Here is a 15926-nt window from a genome sequence, read left to right as displayed (position 1 = left end):
CGAACGACTAACAGATGATGAAATCTGTTAGTCGTTCGCTGTCGTCTGTCGTCTGTCGTCTGTCGTCTGTCAGCTGTCAGCCGTCGGCTGTTCGCCGCCGCCCGCGATCCGCGCCAGCGTCTCCAGCGCCCGCGCCAGCTCCGGCAGCGGCGGCGAGGCCAGCCCGACCCGGACGGCCGACGGCGTGCTCCGCGGGTCCACGGCGAAGGCCGAGGCGGGTGTCAGCGAGATGCCCGCCCGTGCCGCCGCCGCGACGAAGGTCTCCGCCCGCCAGGCCCGAGGCAGCTCCCACCACAGGTAGTACGAAGCCGGGTCCGCCCGCAGCCGCTGCCCCGCCGGCCGCCGCCAGGTCGACCCAGAAGTCGACCCCGGACCCGCCCCGGAGCCCGGCCCCGCGAGCACCTCCCGCGCCAGCGCCTGCCGCGCCGCCGCGTCCGCGCGCTTCGCCGCCTCGACCACCGCCAGCGTGCCGTCCCCGATCCAGCGCACCGCCGCCTCCATCGCGAACCCGCTCGGCGCCCACCCACCCGAACGCAGCGCGCCCGCCACCCGTTCGCGCAGCCCGTCCGGGACGACCGCGAACCCGGTCGTCAGCCCGGGGGCGAGCCGCTTGGAGAGGCTGTCGACCAGTACGGTCCGCTCCGGCGCGAGCGCGGCCAGAGGCGTCAGTTCGGGCCGCAGGAAGGACCAGATCGCGTCCTCGACCACCGGCAGGTCCAGTCGGCGCAGCTCCTCCGCCAGCGCGGCCGCCCGCTCGGCCGGCAGGCTCACGCCGAGCGGGTTGTGCAGTCGCGGCTGGACGTACACCGCGCGCAGCGGCGCCGCTCGGTGGGCGGCCGCCACGGCGCCCGGCAGCAGTCCGTACTCGTCCACCGCCAGCGGTACCAGCCGGATGCCCAGCCGCTCCGCCGCCGCCTTGACCACCGGATAGGTCATGGCCTCCACCCCGAGCCGCTGCCCGGGTGGCACCAGCGCGGCGAGCGCCCCGGCGACGGCCTGCCGTCCGTTGCCCGCGAAGAGCAGCCGGTCCGCCCGGACCTCCCAGTCGTCGCGGGTCAGCAGCCCCGCGAAGGCGCGCCGGGCCGCGCCCGTCCCGGCGGCGCCGACCGGTCGTAGGGCCTCGCCCAGCGCGTCCGCCCGCAGCAGGGGTGCCAGCCCGGCGGCCAGCAGTTCGGCCTGCCCGGGCGCGGTCGGGTAGTTGAGTTCGAGGTCGACCGGTGCGGCGGCGGGTTCGGCGAGCGCGACCCGCCCGTCGCCGGTGCCGGGTCCGGCGCGGACGAAGGTGCCCCGCCCCACCTCTCCGACGGTCAGGCCGCGCCGGACCAGTTCGCGGTATGCCCGTCCCGCCGTCGAGGGGGCGATGCCCCGGCTGCGGGCGAACGCGCGCTGGGTGGGCAGTTGCTGCCCGGGCCGCAGCCGGCCGCTCGTGATGTCGGCGGCGATCCCGTCCGCGATCAGGCGGTAGTCGTCCATCGGTGCCCGGTCCTTCCTCCGCCCGCCCCTGGATCGCGGCACGACAGCACGGCGCCGCAGCACGGCACGACGGCACGGCGCCGGAGCGCGACGGCATTGCACCGAGCGCAAAGCCATCATTGCATCGAGCTCGCGCCGAGCCCTAGCCTCCTCGCATGGACGCGTTGACATCCGCTGTGAGCGGCCACGCAGTGCTCGGGATCGCCGCCGTGGCACTGGGCATGGTGCTGTCGCCGGGGCCGAACATGATCTACCTGGTCTCGCGCTCGATCGCGCAGGGCCGCCGCGCCGGGCTGGTGTCGCTGCTGGGCGTCGCGACCGCCCTCCTGGTCTACCTGGTCGCGGTGACGGCCGGGGTGGCCGCGGTCTTCTCGGTGGTGCCCGCGCTCTACACCATGATCAAGCTGGCCGGTGCCGGCTACCTGCTCTGGCTGGCCTGGAAGGCGGTCAAGCCGGGTGGTACGGCGGTCTTCGCCCCGCAGCAGCTGCCGCCGGACCCGCCGCGCCGCCTGTTCGCGATGGGTTTCCTGACCTGCCTGCTCAACCCCAAGATCGCCATCATGTACATCTCGCTGCTGCCCCAGTTCGTGGCGCCCGAGCGCGGCCATGTCGCCCTGCAGAGCCTGGTGTTGGGCCTGGTCCAGATCGCGATCGCGGTCACCGTCAACGGCCTGATCGCGATGGGTGCGGGCGGCATCGCGGGCTTCCTCGGCCGCCGCCCCGTCTGGCTGCGGATCCAGCGCTACGTGATGGGCACCGTCCTCGGCGGCCTCGCCCTGCACATCGCCACCGACCGGGCCAAGGCCGTGGCCGCCTGACGGATCAGGCCGTCCGCCCGGCCGCGAGTTCGACGGCCGTGGCGTGCTCGTCGCGTGGTGACGCGTCAGCGAACGGCACGGGGGTTCCTCCTTCGTGAGGAACCCTGGACGAAGTCGGCCGGTCCGCCGTCCAGGGGTGGGCCCGACGGTGGCGAGTCGGTACCGTCGGGGCATGACCACAGCCTTGATCACCGGCGCGACCGCCGGCATCGGAGCCGCCTTCGCCCGCCGGCTCGCCCGCAGCGGCTACCGACTCGTCCTGGTGGCCCGGGACACCGAGCGCCTGGAGCGCGCGAGCGCCGAACTGGGTGCCAAGTACGGCATCGAGGCGGAGGTGTTGACCGCCGACCTCGCCACCGACGAGGGCATCGCCGCCGTCGAGGCCCGGCTCGCCGACGCCGAGCGTCCGGTGGACCTCCTGGTCAACAACGCGGGCTTCGGCAACAAGGGCACCTTCGGCACGGTTCCGCTCCAGGGCGAGCTGGACATGGTGAAGGTGCACATCGAGGCCATCCTCCGGCTGACCGCGGCCGCCCTCCCGGGGATGCGCGAGCGCGGCCGGGGCGCGATCATCAACGTGGCCTCGGTGGCCGCCTTCCTGCCGCGCGGCACGTACGGCGCGAGCAAGGCCTGGGTGGTGAGCTTCACCCAGGGCGTGCTGCGCGACCTCGGCGGGACGGGCGTGCGGATGCTGGCGCTGTGCCCGGGCTTCACCCGGACGGAGTTCCACCAGCGGGCCCGTATGGGCACCGGCAACATCCCGTCCTGGGCGTGGCTCTCGGCCGAGCGGGTGGTGGACGAGGCGATGCGAGACCTGGCGCGCGGCAAGTCGCTGTCGGTGCCGGGCAAGCGGTACAAGGTGGCCGTCGCCCTCGCCCGGGTTCTGCCTTCGGGCAAGCTCGGCGGCGTCTCCTCGAAGGCGGCGCGCACCTACGGTCCGAACTGAGCCGCGGCGCGGTCGGGTGGGGGTGCCTCCGGTGTGGTCGGAGGTGCCCCCGGCGAGGGCGGGGTGCCTTCGGTGAGGGAATAGAGTCACTCTCACTATTAGCTTGTCTAACTATGAGCTACTCTCGCTATGCTGGCATTCGCCCGACCGCCCCGCCCGCCGCCGCGCCCACACCTCCGCGCGCCCGACCCAGGGAGGCCCGTCCTTGAGGCCCGCCGCCATCGACTGGACCCCGCCCGAGCGCGCCGAGGGTGAGCCCCGCCCACCGGCCCAGTGGCGGCGCATCCTCGCGCTGTTCCGCCCGTACGCCGGCCGCCTCGCCACCGTCGGGCTGCTGGTCGCCGCCTCCGCGGTGGTCTCCGTCGTCTCGCCGTTCCTGCTCCGGGCCGTCCTGGACATCGCCATCCCGCAGGGGCGCACCGGGCTGCTCAGCCTGCTCGTGCTCGGGATGATCCTGACCGCCGTGGTGAACAGCATCTTCAACGTGCTGCAGACGCTGATCTCCACCACCGTCGGCCAGCGCGTCATGCACGACCTGCGCACCGCCGTCTACAGCCACCTCCAGCGGCAGTCGCTGGCCTTCTTCACCCGCACCCGCACCGGCGAGGTGCAGTCCCGGATCGCCAACGACATCGGCGGCATGCAGTCCACGGTGACCTCCACCGCGACCAGCCTGGTGTCCAACCTCACCGCGGTGATCGCCTCGATCGTCGCCATGGCCGCCCTCGACTGGCGGCTGACCGTGGTCTCGCTGGTCCTGCTCCCGCTGTTCGTCTGGATCAGCCGTCGGGTCGGCCAGGAGCGCAAGAAGATCACCACCGAGCGGCAGAAGCAGCTGGCCGCGATGAGCTCGGCGGTCCAGGAGTCGCTCTCGGTCAGCGGCATCCTGCTCGGCCGCACCATGGGCCGCTCCGGTTCGCTCGCCCGGGAGTTCACCGGGCAGTCCGACCAGCTCGCTGACCTGGAGGTGCGCGCCAGCATGGCCGGGCGCTGGCGGATGAACACCATCCAGATCGTGATGGCCGCGATGCCCGCGCTGATCTACTGGGCGGCCGGACTGACCTCCGCCGCCGGCGCGCCGATCGTCTCGGTCGGCACCCTGGTCGCGTTCGTGACCCTCCAGCAGGGGCTGTTCCGCCCGACCGTCAGCCTGCTGTCCACGGGCGTGGACGTGCAGACCTCGCTCGCGCTCTTCCAGCGAATCTTCGAGTACCTCGACCTGCCGGTCGAGATCGCCGAGCCGGCCGACCCGGTCACCCTGCGCGACATCCGCGGCGAGGTCCGCTTCGAGGCCGTCGACTTCCGCTACGACCCCGCGCAGGAGCGCCCGACCCTGGCCGGCGTCGACCTTAAGGTCCCGGCCGGGACCTCACTGGCCGTGGTCGGCGAGACCGGTTCGGGGAAGACCACGCTCAGCTACCTCGTGCCGCGGCTGTACGACGTCACCGGAGGTCGGGTCACCCTGGACGGCGTGGACGTCCGGGACCTCTCCTTCGACACCCTGGCCCGCGCGGTCGGCGTGGTGTCCCAGGAGACCTACCTGTTCCACGCCTCGGTCGCCGAGAACCTGCGCTTCGCCAAGCCCGGGGCCAGCGACGCCGAACTGGTCGAGGCCGCCCGGGCCGCGCAGGTCCACGACACCATCGCCGCCCTCCCGGACGGCTACGACACCCTGGTCGGCGAACGCGGCTACCGCTTCTCGGGCGGCGAGAAGCAGCGCCTTGCCCTCGCCCGCACCATCCTGCGCAACCCGCCGGTGCTCATCCTGGACGAGGCCACCAGCGCGCTCGACAACCGCACCGAACGCGCCGTCCAGCAGGCCGTGGACACCCTGGCCGCCGGCCGCACCACGATCACCATCGCGCACCGGCTCTCCACCATCCGCTCCGCCGACCAGATCGCCGTGCTCGACCACGGCGAGGTGGTCGAACTCGGCACCCACGAGGAGCTGGTGGAGCTGGACGGGCGGTACGCGGCGCTGCTGCGCCGGGAGGCGCCGGAGGTGACGGAGGTGACGAAGGCGACGGTCCTGGGGCACGTCTGAGGGTCCTGTCCGAAGGCCCCGCCCAAAGGCTCTGCCCGAGGGCCCCGTCTGAGGGCCCCGAGGGGGCCGGGCTCAGGCGGCCTTCGGCACCTCGTTGTAACCCCCCGCGACCTCCTGGCCGGAGAGCCGCTGGATCGCCGCCATCACCTCGTCGGTCACCTGCCGACGGGCCTTCAGCGCGCGGGCCTGCCCGTGCAGATCGTCGAAGTGCAGCGGCTCGCCGAAGCGGACCGTCACCTTCTTGAGCCGCGGGATCCGCTTGCCCACCGGCAGGATCTGCTCCGGGCCCTCCAGGGCCACGGGCACCACCGGCACGCCCGCGGTCAGCGCGAGCCAGGCGACGCCCGTCTTGCCCCGGTAGAGGCGGCCGTCCAGCGAGCGGGTGCCCTCGGGGTAGATGCCGAAGGCCTTGCCCGCCTCCAGGATCTCCAGCGCCGACTCCAGGGAGGCCTGGGCGGAGCGGTAGGTGCCGCGTTCGACCGGCACCGCGCCGATCGCCTCGAAGAAGCCCCTGGAAAGGCCGCCCTTGAGCCCGGTGCCGGTGAAGTACTCGGCCTTGGCGAGGAAGTGGACCCGGCGCGGGGCGGTGAGCGGGATCACCACGCTGTCGATGAAGGACAGGTGGTTGCTGGCCAGGATCACCCCGCCCTTGCGCGGTACGTTCTCGACCCCCTCGATGACCGGACGCCAGATCGCCCGGGAGACGGGTTTCAGCACCAGCTTGGTGACGAGGTCGAGCACGGTTCCCTCCCTGGACGAACGACCGCCCGGGAGGAGCCCGGGTCCGCGATCAGATCCGCAGACTACGACACGGACCCCGGCGCGCGTCCACTCCCGGAGACCGTGGCGCGTACCACGGCCGGGTAGGGTACGGCCGTCCGAACCGAGCACGACCCCGCAGTACGCAGGAGGGCACCATGGAGACCACTGAGGCCATCAAGGCGATGTTCGACCGATTCGACAAGAACGGCGACGGCAAGATCACCGCGGCCGAGTACGCGCTGGTCGCCAACGAGATGGGCGACCACGACGTGACGCTCTCGATGGCCGAGGCGCTGATCCACGCGATGGACACCCACCACCAGGGCTACCTGACCTTCGACGAGTTCCTGGCCGCCCGCCAGCGCTGAACCAGGGCCCACGGGGCCGGGCGCCGTACCGGCGGCACCGGCCCCGTCCGGAGGCCCTCAGCGCTCCCCGGCGCCCTTCCCGGCGTCGGTCCCGCTTTCGTCCCCGGCACCCGTCGCGGCGCCCTTCCCAGCATCGGTCGCGGCACTCCTGACCGGGAAGACCCGGCGCACCACCCGCTCCGCCGCCCCGCCGTCGTCCCAGACGCAGAACTTCGCCCGGAACCGCGCCCGCGACGACCACTCCGGATCGCCCGCCCGCAGCGCCCGCACCAGCCCGTCCGCGTCCACGGTGACCGCGCCCGGCGGCTCCTCGAACAGGTCGAAGTACACGCCGCGCTCACGCCGGTACTCCTCCCAGTCCGGGGCGAATATCACCACCGGCCGGTCCAGCACCGCGTAGTCGAACATCATCGAGGAGTAGTCCGTCACCAGCACGTCCGCCGCGAGGTAGAGGTCCTCCACGGTCGGGTGCGCCGACACGTCCAGGATCGCGGCCGCGTCCTCGCCCGCCGCCAGGTCGCCCGGGCCGCCGGTGTGGAAGTAGTGGGTGCGCACCAGCAGCGTGAAGCGCGGGCCCAGCCGCCGGGCCAGCTCCGCCACGTCCAGCAGCGGCACGTAGCCGCCCTTGCCGCCGCGGTGGGTCGGCGCGTACAACACGGCGGTGGTGCCGGGGCGCAGCCCGAGCCGCTCGCGCATCGCCCGCATGTCCTCCGAAGTGGCGTTCGCCAGACGGTCGTTGCGCGGGTAGCCCGTCTCCAGCAGCTCGTAGCGGCCGGGGAAGGCCCGGGTGAAGTGCTCGCTGGTGTGCGGGTTGGAGGAGACGAGGAAGTCCCAGCGGTCTATGCCCTCCTGGAGCCGCTCGAAGTCCATCCCCTCCGCGGCCTCCGGGTAGCGGCGCAGATCCATCCCCATGGCCTTGACCGGGGTGCCGTGCTGGGTCTGCACGTGCACCGTGCCGGGCCGCTTCGCCATCGTGTGGGGGAAGTTGACGTTGTTGACGAAGTACTTGGCGGTCGCCATCGCCTTGAGGTAGGCGGGCGTGTTGACGATCACGTACGGCACGCCGGACGGCAGGGCGGCGGCCTGCTGGCGGTTCTCCACCACCCACACGCCGCGGATCTGCGGGGCGAGTTCCTTCGCCTTCTCGTAGATCGCCGCTGGGCTGCACGCGTAACCCCGGTGCCAGTACGCGGCGTAGACCGCCAGGCCCTCGTCCAGCGGCATCCGGCGGAAGGCGTTGTACGCGGTGAACCGCGCGCCGCTGCGCACGCCCTTGCGCACCGCGGGCGCCACCGCCCGTGCCCCGCGCTTGAGTTCGCGCGGCAGCCGCCCGGTGCGGCGCAGCTCCGCGTAGGCGATCCGGGCGCCGCGCGAGGCCAGCCGGTACTGCACGCCGCGCACCCCGCCGGGGAAGCGGTAGCCGGCCGGGCGGTGGCGCTCGAAGTGCTGGGCGATCCGGCGGAAGAAGTCCTTGCGCAGGTCGGTGGGGACGAGCCCGGGGGTGTCGTAGACGTTCAGCGCCTGGCGGACGGTGCGGTCGAAGACGAGGGTGCGCAGCGACTCCGGGACGGGCCGGCCGGGGCGGTCCGGGCGGTCCAGGAAGGCGAAGATCGCGTCGTACTGGGCGAACACGTCTGCGTGCTTGGGGGAGGCGGTGGTGGTGATCGCGCCGTCCCGGCCGCGCCGGTAGACGTAGCAGGGGCGGTCGAGGTAGCGCAGCCGCTCGGCGGCCAGCAGCGCCGGGTAGGTGACCGAGATGTCCTCGTAGTAGCCGCGACCGAAGGCGACGTCGAGGCCCTCCAGGAAGGCGCGGCGGAAGACCTTGTTCCACACCGACATCACGGTCTGGAAGAGCGCGGGGTGCTCGGCCAGCGTGCAGCCCTCGACCAGCGGGGAGCCGACCAGCACGTGCCGCCAGGGGTTGGGCTCGGTCTCGCCGTCCGGGTAGACGTGGGTGAAGTCGGTGAGCAGCACGTCGGCGGGGGTCTCGCGGCGGCGCTCCTGCTCCAGCTCGTCCAGGATCACGCTGACCGTCCGCTCGGGCAGCCAGTCGTCGCTGTCCACGAACCAGACGTACTCGCCGCGCGCCTGCGGCAGGGCGGCGGTGCGGGCGCCGCCGAGGCCCTGGTTCTCGGTGAGGTGCAGCACCCGCAGCCGGCGGTCGCGGGCGGCGTAGGCGTCCAGGATCGCACCGGAGCCGTCGGGGGAGAGGTCGTCGACCGCGATCACCTCGAAGCGGGACTCCGCGGTCGGGACGTCGCCGAGGATCGAGTCGAGGCAGCGCGGCAGGTACCGCTCCACGCCGTGGACCGGGAGCACGATGCTGAGGAGGAGGGACACGCTGGCCGAGTCTACCGATCGACCGGGCGCGACCTGCGGGGACGTCCGGGGGGCGGGACGGCGGGGCTGGGCCCGGAACCGCCGGTGCCGGGCCCCGAGCGGGGCGGCACCGGCAGTCTGGTGGCGGCCGGGCCGACCCTCTACGGCCGGCCGCCGGTCCGGGCACCCTGCGAGCCTGGCCACCGCAGCGTCGAGGCGGCCGGGCAGTGGCTCGCGGGAGCCGGAGTTCTTCATCGAGTCGTTCATCACTCGAACACGCGCCTGCTGCGGTGCGGGCAGCTGGCACGTTCCAACAGATACTGCTTGGAGGATTCGCGCTAGTCAATCCCTCGAATGTGTTCACTTCATGAAGGCATCGGGAATCTCGGCTGCATCGAGGTCGACAGCGGTGGCGATGGCGGTGGTGGTGGCGGTGCTATCGGGGGGCGGTGTTATCGGCGGTGGTGATCGCTTTGTCGATCTGGCGGCTGTCCCCTATATGGGAGGAGCCGGGGGAGCGGTCCGGTTCTCGCCGTGCGCCCTTCCGCGCGCCCGGCGCGTGCGGTGCGCACCGGTATCGGGCCCGAGATTGCCGTTCCTGCTGACGGACGGCTGGTCGTGCACCATCATTGATGCCTAGTCGTGATCGCCCGGGCGGCCCCTGGTGCATCGTCAGTTGACGTCGCACGGTACGGTGGCACAACACCATGGACGGTTGCGCGAAGGCCGTCCGTCACGGATAGTCTTCGCCTCACGGCCCTGGCGCCTCGTAGGGGTGGGAAAACTGATGGAACACATGCAAGTGCGGACTCGGCCCCGCGTGCCGGCGATCCAGTGCGGTGTCGGCACGACCGGCCGCCGGATCGAGCGACACCTGGCCGTGCTCGGCGCGCCCGCACTCCCGGCGGTGGACACCGCCGAGGCGCTCGGGCTGATAAGGGAGCTGACGCCGCGCGGCGCCGACGCCCCGGCGACGTCCTCCCGTCGTCGCCACACCCGGGTCTCGCTGCTGGCGCCGCTGCGTCGGCTGCGGCGGAGCCTGTTCGGCGGGCGCGGCTAGCGCTCTCGCCCGACCCGGCCCGGTGGACCATCCGGTCCGCCGGGTCTTTGGTGTGTCCGGGCACCGGTCCGGTGCTTTGGTCTGAACCTTTCACCCTATGCGAGTTCGCCGCCCCCGCGAGGGCAGTCGGCGAGGGAGTACGCCCGGCCCGCTGACCTGGGTCAGGATGGCGCCATGGCGGACAACAACCACTCCACGTCAACCGGGTCAACCGGCTCCTTCCAGACCACCACCCTGGAGATCACCACCGGCAACCGTGAGGTCGCGCTCGACATCACGGACCGCTGCGCCGCGTTCCTCGACGAGCGGGCCACCGGGCGCGACGGACTGCTCAACGTCTTCGTCCCGCACGCCACCGCCGGGATCGCCGTCCTGGAGACCGGCTCGGGCAGCGACGACGACTTCCTCGCCACCCTGCGCGAGCTGCTCCCGGCGGACGACCGCTGGCGCCACCGGCACGGCAGCCCCGGCCACGGACGGGACCACGTGGTGCCCGGCCTGGTCGCCCCGCACGCCACCCTGCCGGTGCTCGGCGGCCAGCTGGCGCTCGGCGTCTGGCAGTCCGTGGTGCTGATCGACACCAACGGGGACAACCCGCGCCGCACCGTGCGGCTGTCCTTCCTCGGCTGACGGCCCCTCTCCGGCGCCTCAGCCCGCGTGGGCGGCGACCGCGGCGAGGTAGCGCTCGATCGCCAGGTGCTGGCAGAGCAGCGCGACCGGACGGCCCAGCCGGGCGTACCAGGCGGACAGCCGGGAGAACGCGGCGACCTCGAACCACACCTCGCCCTCGGCGTCCATCGACACCATGAACGACTCCTCGCCGCACTCCGGGTGCCCCGGTAGCGTCCCGTACGCGAAGCCGATCCGGTCCGGCTCCTCCACCGTCCACACCACCCGGCAGGGGATCACCAGCCGCGGCCACCGGGTGCCCGGCAGGTTCAGCCGCAGCAGCACGGTGGCCCCCTCCCGGGCCGGCTCGCCCGGGAACACCGCCAAGCCGGTGCCCAGCTGGCTGCCCCAGCCCAGCACGTACCGCCCGGCCCGCTCCAGCACCTCCGCCCCCCGCCCCAGGTGCACCCGCCGCCGCAGGTGCGCGTACCCCTCCGGCAACCGGCCGTGCCGGGTGGCCCCCACCTCGGCGTACGTGGGGGCGGTGGCCCTGGCGGCCTGCAACCGCCGCTGAAGATCGGTAACCATGCCGGCCACGGTAGCCGCGTGCCCGGGGCTCACCGTCGACGGGGGCTTCGGGCGGCGTCGGGCACCGTCCGGGGCGGGGGCCGGGGCCGGGGGTCGGGGTGGGGCTGCCTTGCGGTCGGGCGGGGGTGCGGAGTAGGAAGGCGGCATGAGCGACATCGCGAAGAACCCCGCAGGCGTGAGCGACGACGCGGCGGTCTGCGAGCTCGCCCCCGACGGCTCGGCGGAGGCGGCGCTGCGGCATGACCCTGGGGCGACCGGGCCCCGGGCGGACTGCGTGCTGTGCGGGGAGCCGACCGAGCTGCCCGCCGACCAGCCGGGCGGCACGCTGTGCCCGGTGTGCGCCTGGCAGCAGGCGCAGCGGCTGGCCTGCTCGGGCTGAGCGCGGGCCCTTCAGCGCTGGGTCCCTGAGCGCGGGTCCATCGAGCGCGGGCCCTTCAACGCGGGTTCCCTGAGGAGTCCTCCCTAGGCGTCCTCCCGGCCGGCCAGCGCCAGGGTCGAGCCGTGGCGGCCCTTGCGGACCAGCAGCTGGGCGGGGATGCGGCTGCGCAGGTCGGCGACGTGGCTGACGATGCCGACCGCGCGGTCCCGCTCGCGCAGACCGTCGAGGACGTCCATCACCTCCTCCAGGGACTGCTCGTCCAGGGTGCCGAAGCCCTCGTCGATGAACAGGGTGTCCAACGGCATGCCGCCCGCCTCGTCGGTCACCACGTCGGCCAGGCCGAGGGCGAGGGAGAGCGAGGCGAAGAAGCTCTCGCCACCGGAGAGCGTCGCGGTGTCCCGCTCGGTGCCCGTCCAGGCGTCGACCACCCGCAGGGCCAGGCCGGAGCGCTTGTTGCCGGTGCCCCGGTCGTCGCTGTGTATCAGGGTGTAGCGGCCGCCGGACATCCGCACCAGTCGGTCGCTGGCCGCCGCCGCGACCTGCTCCAGCCGGGCCGCCAGCACGTACGACTCCAGGCGCATCCGCAGTCGGTTCTCGGTGGAGGTGCCGGACGCCAGCGCGGCGAGCCGGTTGATCCGCCCGTACCGTTCCAGGGCGGGGGCCAGCTCGCCGGCCAGGTCGGTCAGCTGTCGCCCGATCGAGGCCAGCGCCGCGCAGCGCTCGCCGGCCGCGGACCGGGCGGCGTGCGCCCGGCCGAGCCGGTCGGTGGCGGCGCCGAGCGCGGCCGCGGCGGCGGGCAGGTCGACCGGTGGACGGGTGGCGGCCTCGGCCAGCTCGGGCAGCGCCAGCTCGTGCCGGACGGCGGCGGACTCCGCACGGTGCCGCTCCAGCCGGGCCTCCAGCCGCTCGCGCTCCTCGCGTGGCAGCAGCACCGCGAGCGCGGCCCCGACGTTCGGGAAGCCCGCCCCGGCGGCGGCCTTGCCCAGCTCGTCCTCGGCCTCGTCGAGCCGGGCCGCCGCCTCCGCGCGGGCCCGGGCGGAGGCGGCCGTGGCCGTGACCTCCCCGGTGAGCCGGGTGAGGGCCTCGGCCCGGTCGGCGACCGAGGCCGCGTCGCCCCGCGCGGCCGCCACCCGGGCGGTCAGCTCCCGCTGTTCGGCGTCGAGGGCCTGCAGCCGGTCGGTGAGGACGGCGGCGCGCTCCTTGGCCTCGTGCAACTCGTTCAGCCGACGGGTGCGGTCCTGCGACAGCCGGTCGATCTCCTGCTCGACCCGGCCGAGAGCCTCCGCCTGGTGCAGCGCCTCGCGGTGCTCGGCCTCCAGCTCGGCCAGGGAGCGCGAGAGCGCGTCCGCCGTGTCAGGCCCGGCCGCTCCGGCGGCGGTCGCCTCGCGCACCCGCAGCGCGGTCAGGGCCTGGTCGGCGTCCGTCCAGGCCTGCTCGGCGGCGGCCTGGGCCCGGCGGGCCCGCTCCTCGTCCTCGGCGCTCACCCGGCCGCCCTCGGTGGCCTCGGCGGGTGCCGGGTGCTCGGGCGAGCCGCAGACCCGGCAGGCCTCGCCCGCCCGCAACTGCTCGGCCAGCTCGGCGGCCATGCCCGTCAGCCGGCGGTCGCGCAGGTCGAGGCTGTGCTCGCGGGCGTCCAGCGCGGCGGTGCGCAGCTCGGCGACCCGGGGCCCGGCGGTCTCCAGCTCGGCCCGCAGCCCGTCGCGCTCCCGGGATGCGTCCAGGCGGGTCTTCAACTCGGCCCGCTGGCCGTCCAGTTGCTCGACCCGGGCGATCGCCGCCCGGGCCCGGGACTGCTGCTCCTCCAACCGGCCCAGCTCGCCGTCGAACTCGGCCAGCCAGTCCTCGGCATCCTCGGCCAGCTCCTCGGCGCCGCGTCGGTCCGCGGTCAGGGACCGCTGCTCGCGGGCGAGTTCGGCGCAGCGCCGCTCCTCCGCCCGGGCCGCCTCCAACCGGACCACCTCGGCGCGCAGCCGCAGCTCGGCCTCGGCCAGCCCGGCGGCGTCCGTCCCGGCGAGCGCGTGCCCCTCGCCACCGACCCGGGAGAGCGCCTCCCAGCGCCGGCGCTCCGCTTCCTGCGCACGCCCGAGGGCCTCGGCCGCGCCGCCCCGCAGCCGCAGCGCGGACTCCACCCCGACGGCCTCCTGCGCGGCGGCCAGCCGCTGCCGGTCCCGCGCCGCCGCCTGCTCGAACCCGGTGAGCCGCTCGGCCTCGGCCAGTGCCTCCCGGTACCGGCGCTGCCGGCCGGCCAGCTCCTCGGCGGCCGCCCGGCCCTCCTGAGCGGCGCGCTGCGAGGCCGCGGCGCCCGCGAGCGCGGCCTCCGTGACGGTGAGTTGTTCGGCGGCGCCGCTGCGCAGGACCGCCGCCCAGCCGAGCACCCCGGCGGTCAGGCCGTCGTCGCCGTCCTCGATGGGCACCCAGCCGTCGGCGGGCTCGGCGCCGGGCCCGGCCGCCTGCTCGGCCTTGCTGGCGAGGTCGCGCAGCCGGCGCCGACCGGCCTGGACGGCGGACTCCTGGGCACGCCGCTGCTCGGCCAGCCAGGCCTCGACCAGCCCGTAGCGCTCGGTGTCGAACAGCCGCCGCAGCAGCTTGCCGCGCTCCTCCGAGTCGGCCTTGAGGAAGTGGGCGAAGTCGCCCTGCGGCAGCAGCACCACCTGGCAGAACTGCTCCCGGCTCATACCGACCAGCCGGTGGATCTCCTCCCCGGCCTCCTGGTGCGACTTGCTGACCGGCCGCCAGCCGGGCGTGCCGTCGCCCGGGTCGGCTGTCCACTCGCGCAGCAGGGTCTGCGGCCGCTCGACGGTGGTGCCGGTGCCGACCTTCTTCGGTCGGCGCTGCTCGGGCAGCCGGGTGATCTGCAGCCGCCGCCCGCCCAGCGTCAGCTCCAGCCGCACCTCGGTCAGCAGCTTCGGATCGGCGTGGTCGCTGCGCAGCCGGTTGGCCCGGCGGGCGTTCGGCGTCTCGCCGTACAGGGCGAAGCAGACCGCGTCCAGCACGCTGCTCTTGCCCGCGCCGGTCGCGCCGCGCAGCAGGAACAGTCCGCCGGCGGCGAGCGCGTCGAAGTCCACCGTCTCGCTGCCCGCGAACGGGCCGAAGGCGGTGACGGTGAGCCGGTGCAGCCTCATCGGGGCAGGTCAGCCTTCCGGTCGGTGGTCTCCCGGACGAGCTCGAAGCCCTCGCGCAGCCAGCCGAGCTCGTCCGGCTCCGGCTCGGCGCCGGGGCGGACGTGCCGCAGGAAGCCCTCGGCGATCTCCAGGTCGTCGCGGCCGCTGACCCGGGCCGCGTACGACCGGGTGGGCTCGGCCCCGCTCTCCTCGGGGTCGAACAGCAGCTGCAGGGTGTGGGGGAAGCGGCGGCGCAACTTCTCCATCGGCTCGCTCGGACGGGCCGCGTCGGTGAGCGTGGCCTGCACCCAGGACTGCTCGTGCTCGGCGTACCCCTCGTCGGTGAGCAGTGCGTCCAGGGTGTCGCGCAGGGTGGCGAGCGGGCGCGGCTGCGGGCAGTCGATCCGCTCGGCGGCCACCGAGCCGTCGGCCGCGAGGTCGACCAGCCACATGGTCTTGCGCTGGCGCACCTCGGAGAAGGAGTAGGCCAGCGGGGAGCCGCTGTAGCGCAGGTGCGGGGCGACGGTCTGGCAGCCGTGCAGGTGGCCGAGCGCCGCGTAGTGCACCCCGTCGAAGACCGAGGCGGGGACGGAGGCGACCCCGCCGACCGCGATGTCCCGCTCGCTGTCGGTCTCCTTGCCGCCGGTGACGAAGGCGTGCGCCAGCACCACCGCCCTCGTTCCCTCCGGGCGCGCCGCCAGATCGGCCCGGACCTGCTCCATCGCCGCGCCGAGCACCGCCGCGTGCCCGCCCCTGGCCAGTCCGAACCGCTCGCGCACCAGTGTCGGCTCCAGGTACGGCAGCCCGTACACCGCGACCGGCCCGTGCTCGTCCGCCAGCAGGACGGGTTCGGCGCACTCGCCCGGGTCGGTCCGCAGGTGGATCCCGGCCCGGCTGATCAGGCCGGCGCCGACGCCGAGGCGGCGCGCAGAGTCGTGGTTCCCGCTGATGAAGACCGTCGGGACGTCGAGGTCCGCCAGCCGGTGCAGCACGTCGTCGAACAGCGCGACCGCGTCCAGGCCGGGCAGCGCCCGGTCGTAGACGTCCCCGGCGACCAGCACGGCGTCCACGCCCTCGGACCGGACCACGTCCACCAGGTGGTCCAGGAAGGCGCGCTGGGCTTCGTGCAGGCTCTCCCGGTGGAACGAACGGCCGAGATGCCAGTCGGAGGTATGCAGCAGTCGCATGGTCCCCGACGATAACGCCCGCCTCTGACAATCCCGCCGGGATCAGGGGCCACGGGGGCTCCGGGGGCCAGGTGTTCGATTACTCAGGGTTGATTGTCAGTGGCTCTGTGTATGTTCCGTGGCGTCGACGCCGTCCGGCGCCGAGCGAGTGAACGGGAGGACGCATGGCTGTGCGGGAGCTGGTGAGCGAGGTGCTGGGCGCCGTCGCGGTGGTGCGGGGCGGGTCGGCGCGGGGGCGGCGGGTGCTGCTGCTCGGCGGGCGTGGGCGCGGG

Annotated in this window: 13 protein-coding genes; 7 read left to right on the top strand and 6 right to left on the bottom strand. The window is 74.1% G+C overall.

Features of this window, described 5'->3' with window-relative positions:
* Positions 1 to 69: 69 nt before the first annotated feature.
* Entirely contained in the window at positions 70 to 1473 is a 1404-nt protein-coding gene (locus RZ50_RS25955; RefSeq protein WP_196947591.1) for a PLP-dependent aminotransferase family protein, read from the bottom strand.
* Between the two features lie 155 nt (positions 1474 to 1628).
* Between RZ50_RS25955 and RZ50_RS25950 the strand changes: the two genes are divergently transcribed.
* From RZ50_RS25950 to RZ50_RS25940, 3 genes are all read left to right on the top strand, one after another.
* On the top strand, positions 1629 to 2291 hold the full coding sequence (locus RZ50_RS25950; RefSeq protein ID WP_196947590.1) for a LysE family translocator: 663 nt from the start codon (positions 1629 to 1631) through the stop codon (positions 2289 to 2291).
* 172 nt (positions 2292 to 2463) lie between these two features.
* A complete protein-coding gene (locus RZ50_RS25945) occupies positions 2464 to 3237 on the top strand; it encodes an SDR family oxidoreductase (protein ID WP_196947589.1) in 774 nt (257 codons plus the stop codon).
* Positions 3238 to 3442: 205 nt separating this feature from the next.
* Positions 3443 to 5281 (top strand): ABC transporter ATP-binding protein, encoded by a 1839-nt coding sequence (locus tag RZ50_RS25940; RefSeq protein ID WP_196947588.1) that lies wholly within the window; start codon positions 3443 to 3445, stop codon positions 5279 to 5281.
* A gap of 72 nt (positions 5282 to 5353) precedes the next feature.
* Here RZ50_RS25940 and RZ50_RS25935 read toward each other — a convergent pair whose 3' ends face one another.
* The gene (locus RZ50_RS25935; protein WP_196947587.1) at positions 5354 to 6022 is read right to left on the bottom strand and encodes a 1-acyl-sn-glycerol-3-phosphate acyltransferase; all 669 of its coding nucleotides are present in this window, start codon (positions 6020 to 6022) and stop codon (positions 5354 to 5356) included.
* Between the two features lie 176 nt (positions 6023 to 6198).
* On the opposite strand from RZ50_RS25935, the gene RZ50_RS25930 reads away from it, so the two are divergent.
* Positions 6199 to 6411, top strand: coding sequence for an EF-hand domain-containing protein (locus tag RZ50_RS25930; RefSeq protein ID WP_196947586.1), 213 nt, complete (start codon positions 6199 to 6201; stop codon positions 6409 to 6411).
* A gap of 57 nt (positions 6412 to 6468) precedes the next feature.
* On the opposite strand, the gene RZ50_RS25925 is transcribed toward RZ50_RS25930, so the two are convergent.
* Positions 6469 to 8751, bottom strand: coding sequence for a CDP-glycerol:glycerophosphate glycerophosphotransferase (locus RZ50_RS25925; protein WP_196947585.1), 2283 nt, complete (start codon positions 8749 to 8751; stop codon positions 6469 to 6471).
* Positions 8752 to 9517: 766 nt separating this feature from the next.
* Here RZ50_RS25925 and RZ50_RS25920 point away from each other — a divergent pair.
* Positions 9518 to 9790, top strand: a complete 273-nt coding sequence (locus tag RZ50_RS25920) for a hypothetical protein (RefSeq protein WP_196947584.1) — start codon at positions 9518 to 9520, stop codon at positions 9788 to 9790.
* Between the two features lie 174 nt (positions 9791 to 9964).
* Entirely contained in the window at positions 9965 to 10420 is a 456-nt protein-coding gene (locus RZ50_RS25915) for a YjbQ family protein (protein WP_196947583.1), read from the top strand.
* Between the two features lie 18 nt (positions 10421 to 10438).
* Here RZ50_RS25915 and RZ50_RS25910 read toward each other — a convergent pair whose 3' ends face one another.
* Complete coding sequence (locus RZ50_RS25910; RefSeq protein ID WP_196947582.1) at positions 10439 to 10987, bottom strand: DUF1990 family protein; 549 nt, start codon at positions 10985 to 10987, stop codon at positions 10439 to 10441.
* A gap of 145 nt (positions 10988 to 11132) precedes the next feature.
* Between RZ50_RS25910 and RZ50_RS25905 the strand changes: the two genes are divergently transcribed.
* Complete coding sequence (locus RZ50_RS25905) at positions 11133 to 11366, top strand: hypothetical protein (RefSeq protein WP_196947635.1); 234 nt, start codon at positions 11133 to 11135, stop codon at positions 11364 to 11366.
* A gap of 83 nt (positions 11367 to 11449) precedes the next feature.
* Here RZ50_RS25905 and RZ50_RS25900 read toward each other — a convergent pair whose 3' ends face one another.
* Together RZ50_RS25900 and RZ50_RS25895 are read right to left on the bottom strand one after the other, a co-directional pair.
* Positions 11450 to 14488 (bottom strand): AAA family ATPase, encoded by a 3039-nt coding sequence (locus tag RZ50_RS25900; protein ID WP_217680851.1) that lies wholly within the window; start codon positions 14486 to 14488, stop codon positions 11450 to 11452.
* The gene (locus RZ50_RS25895; protein WP_196948321.1) at positions 14485 to 15654 is read right to left on the bottom strand and encodes an exonuclease SbcCD subunit D; all 1170 of its coding nucleotides are present in this window, start codon (positions 15652 to 15654) and stop codon (positions 14485 to 14487) included. The genes RZ50_RS25900 and RZ50_RS25895 overlap by 4 nt, the downstream gene beginning before the upstream one ends.
* Positions 15655 to 15926 lie beyond the last annotated feature (272 nt).

The organism is Kitasatospora sp. SUK 42, assembly GCF_015776785.2.
Classification (GTDB): domain Bacteria; phylum Actinomycetota; class Actinomycetes; order Streptomycetales; family Streptomycetaceae; genus Kitasatospora.
Note: the sequence above shows the minus strand (reverse complement) of the source record. Positions and strands in the feature narration are given on the sequence as shown.

Excerpts from the sequence above, each read along its gene's own strand:
- RZ50_RS25955 (WP_196947591.1), bottom strand. The coding sequence starts at position 1,473 with ATGGACGACTACCGCCTGATCGCGGACGGGATCGCCGCCGACATCACG.
- RZ50_RS25950 (WP_196947590.1), top strand. The coding sequence starts at position 1,629 with ATGGACGCGTTGACATCCGCTGTGAGCGGCCACGCAGTGCTCGGGATC.
- RZ50_RS25945 (WP_196947589.1), top strand. The coding sequence starts at position 2,464 with ATGACCACAGCCTTGATCACCGGCGCGACCGCCGGCATCGGAGCCGCC.
- RZ50_RS25930 (WP_196947586.1), top strand. The coding sequence starts at position 6,199 with ATGGAGACCACTGAGGCCATCAAGGCGATGTTCGACCGATTCGACAAG.
- RZ50_RS25920 (WP_196947584.1), top strand. The coding sequence starts at position 9,518 with ATGGAACACATGCAAGTGCGGACTCGGCCCCGCGTGCCGGCGATCCAG.
- RZ50_RS25915 (WP_196947583.1), top strand. The coding sequence starts at position 9,965 with ATGGCGGACAACAACCACTCCACGTCAACCGGGTCAACCGGCTCCTTC.
- RZ50_RS25910 (WP_196947582.1), bottom strand. The coding sequence starts at position 10,987 with ATGGTTACCGATCTTCAGCGGCGGTTGCAGGCCGCCAGGGCCACCGCC.
- RZ50_RS25905 (WP_196947635.1), top strand. The coding sequence starts at position 11,133 with ATGAGCGACATCGCGAAGAACCCCGCAGGCGTGAGCGACGACGCGGCG.
- RZ50_RS25900 (WP_217680851.1), bottom strand. The coding sequence starts at position 14,488 with ATGAGGCTGCACCGGCTCACCGTCACCGCCTTCGGCCCGTTCGCGGGC.
- RZ50_RS25895 (WP_196948321.1), bottom strand. The coding sequence starts at position 15,654 with ATGCGACTGCTGCATACCTCCGACTGGCATCTCGGCCGTTCGTTCCAC.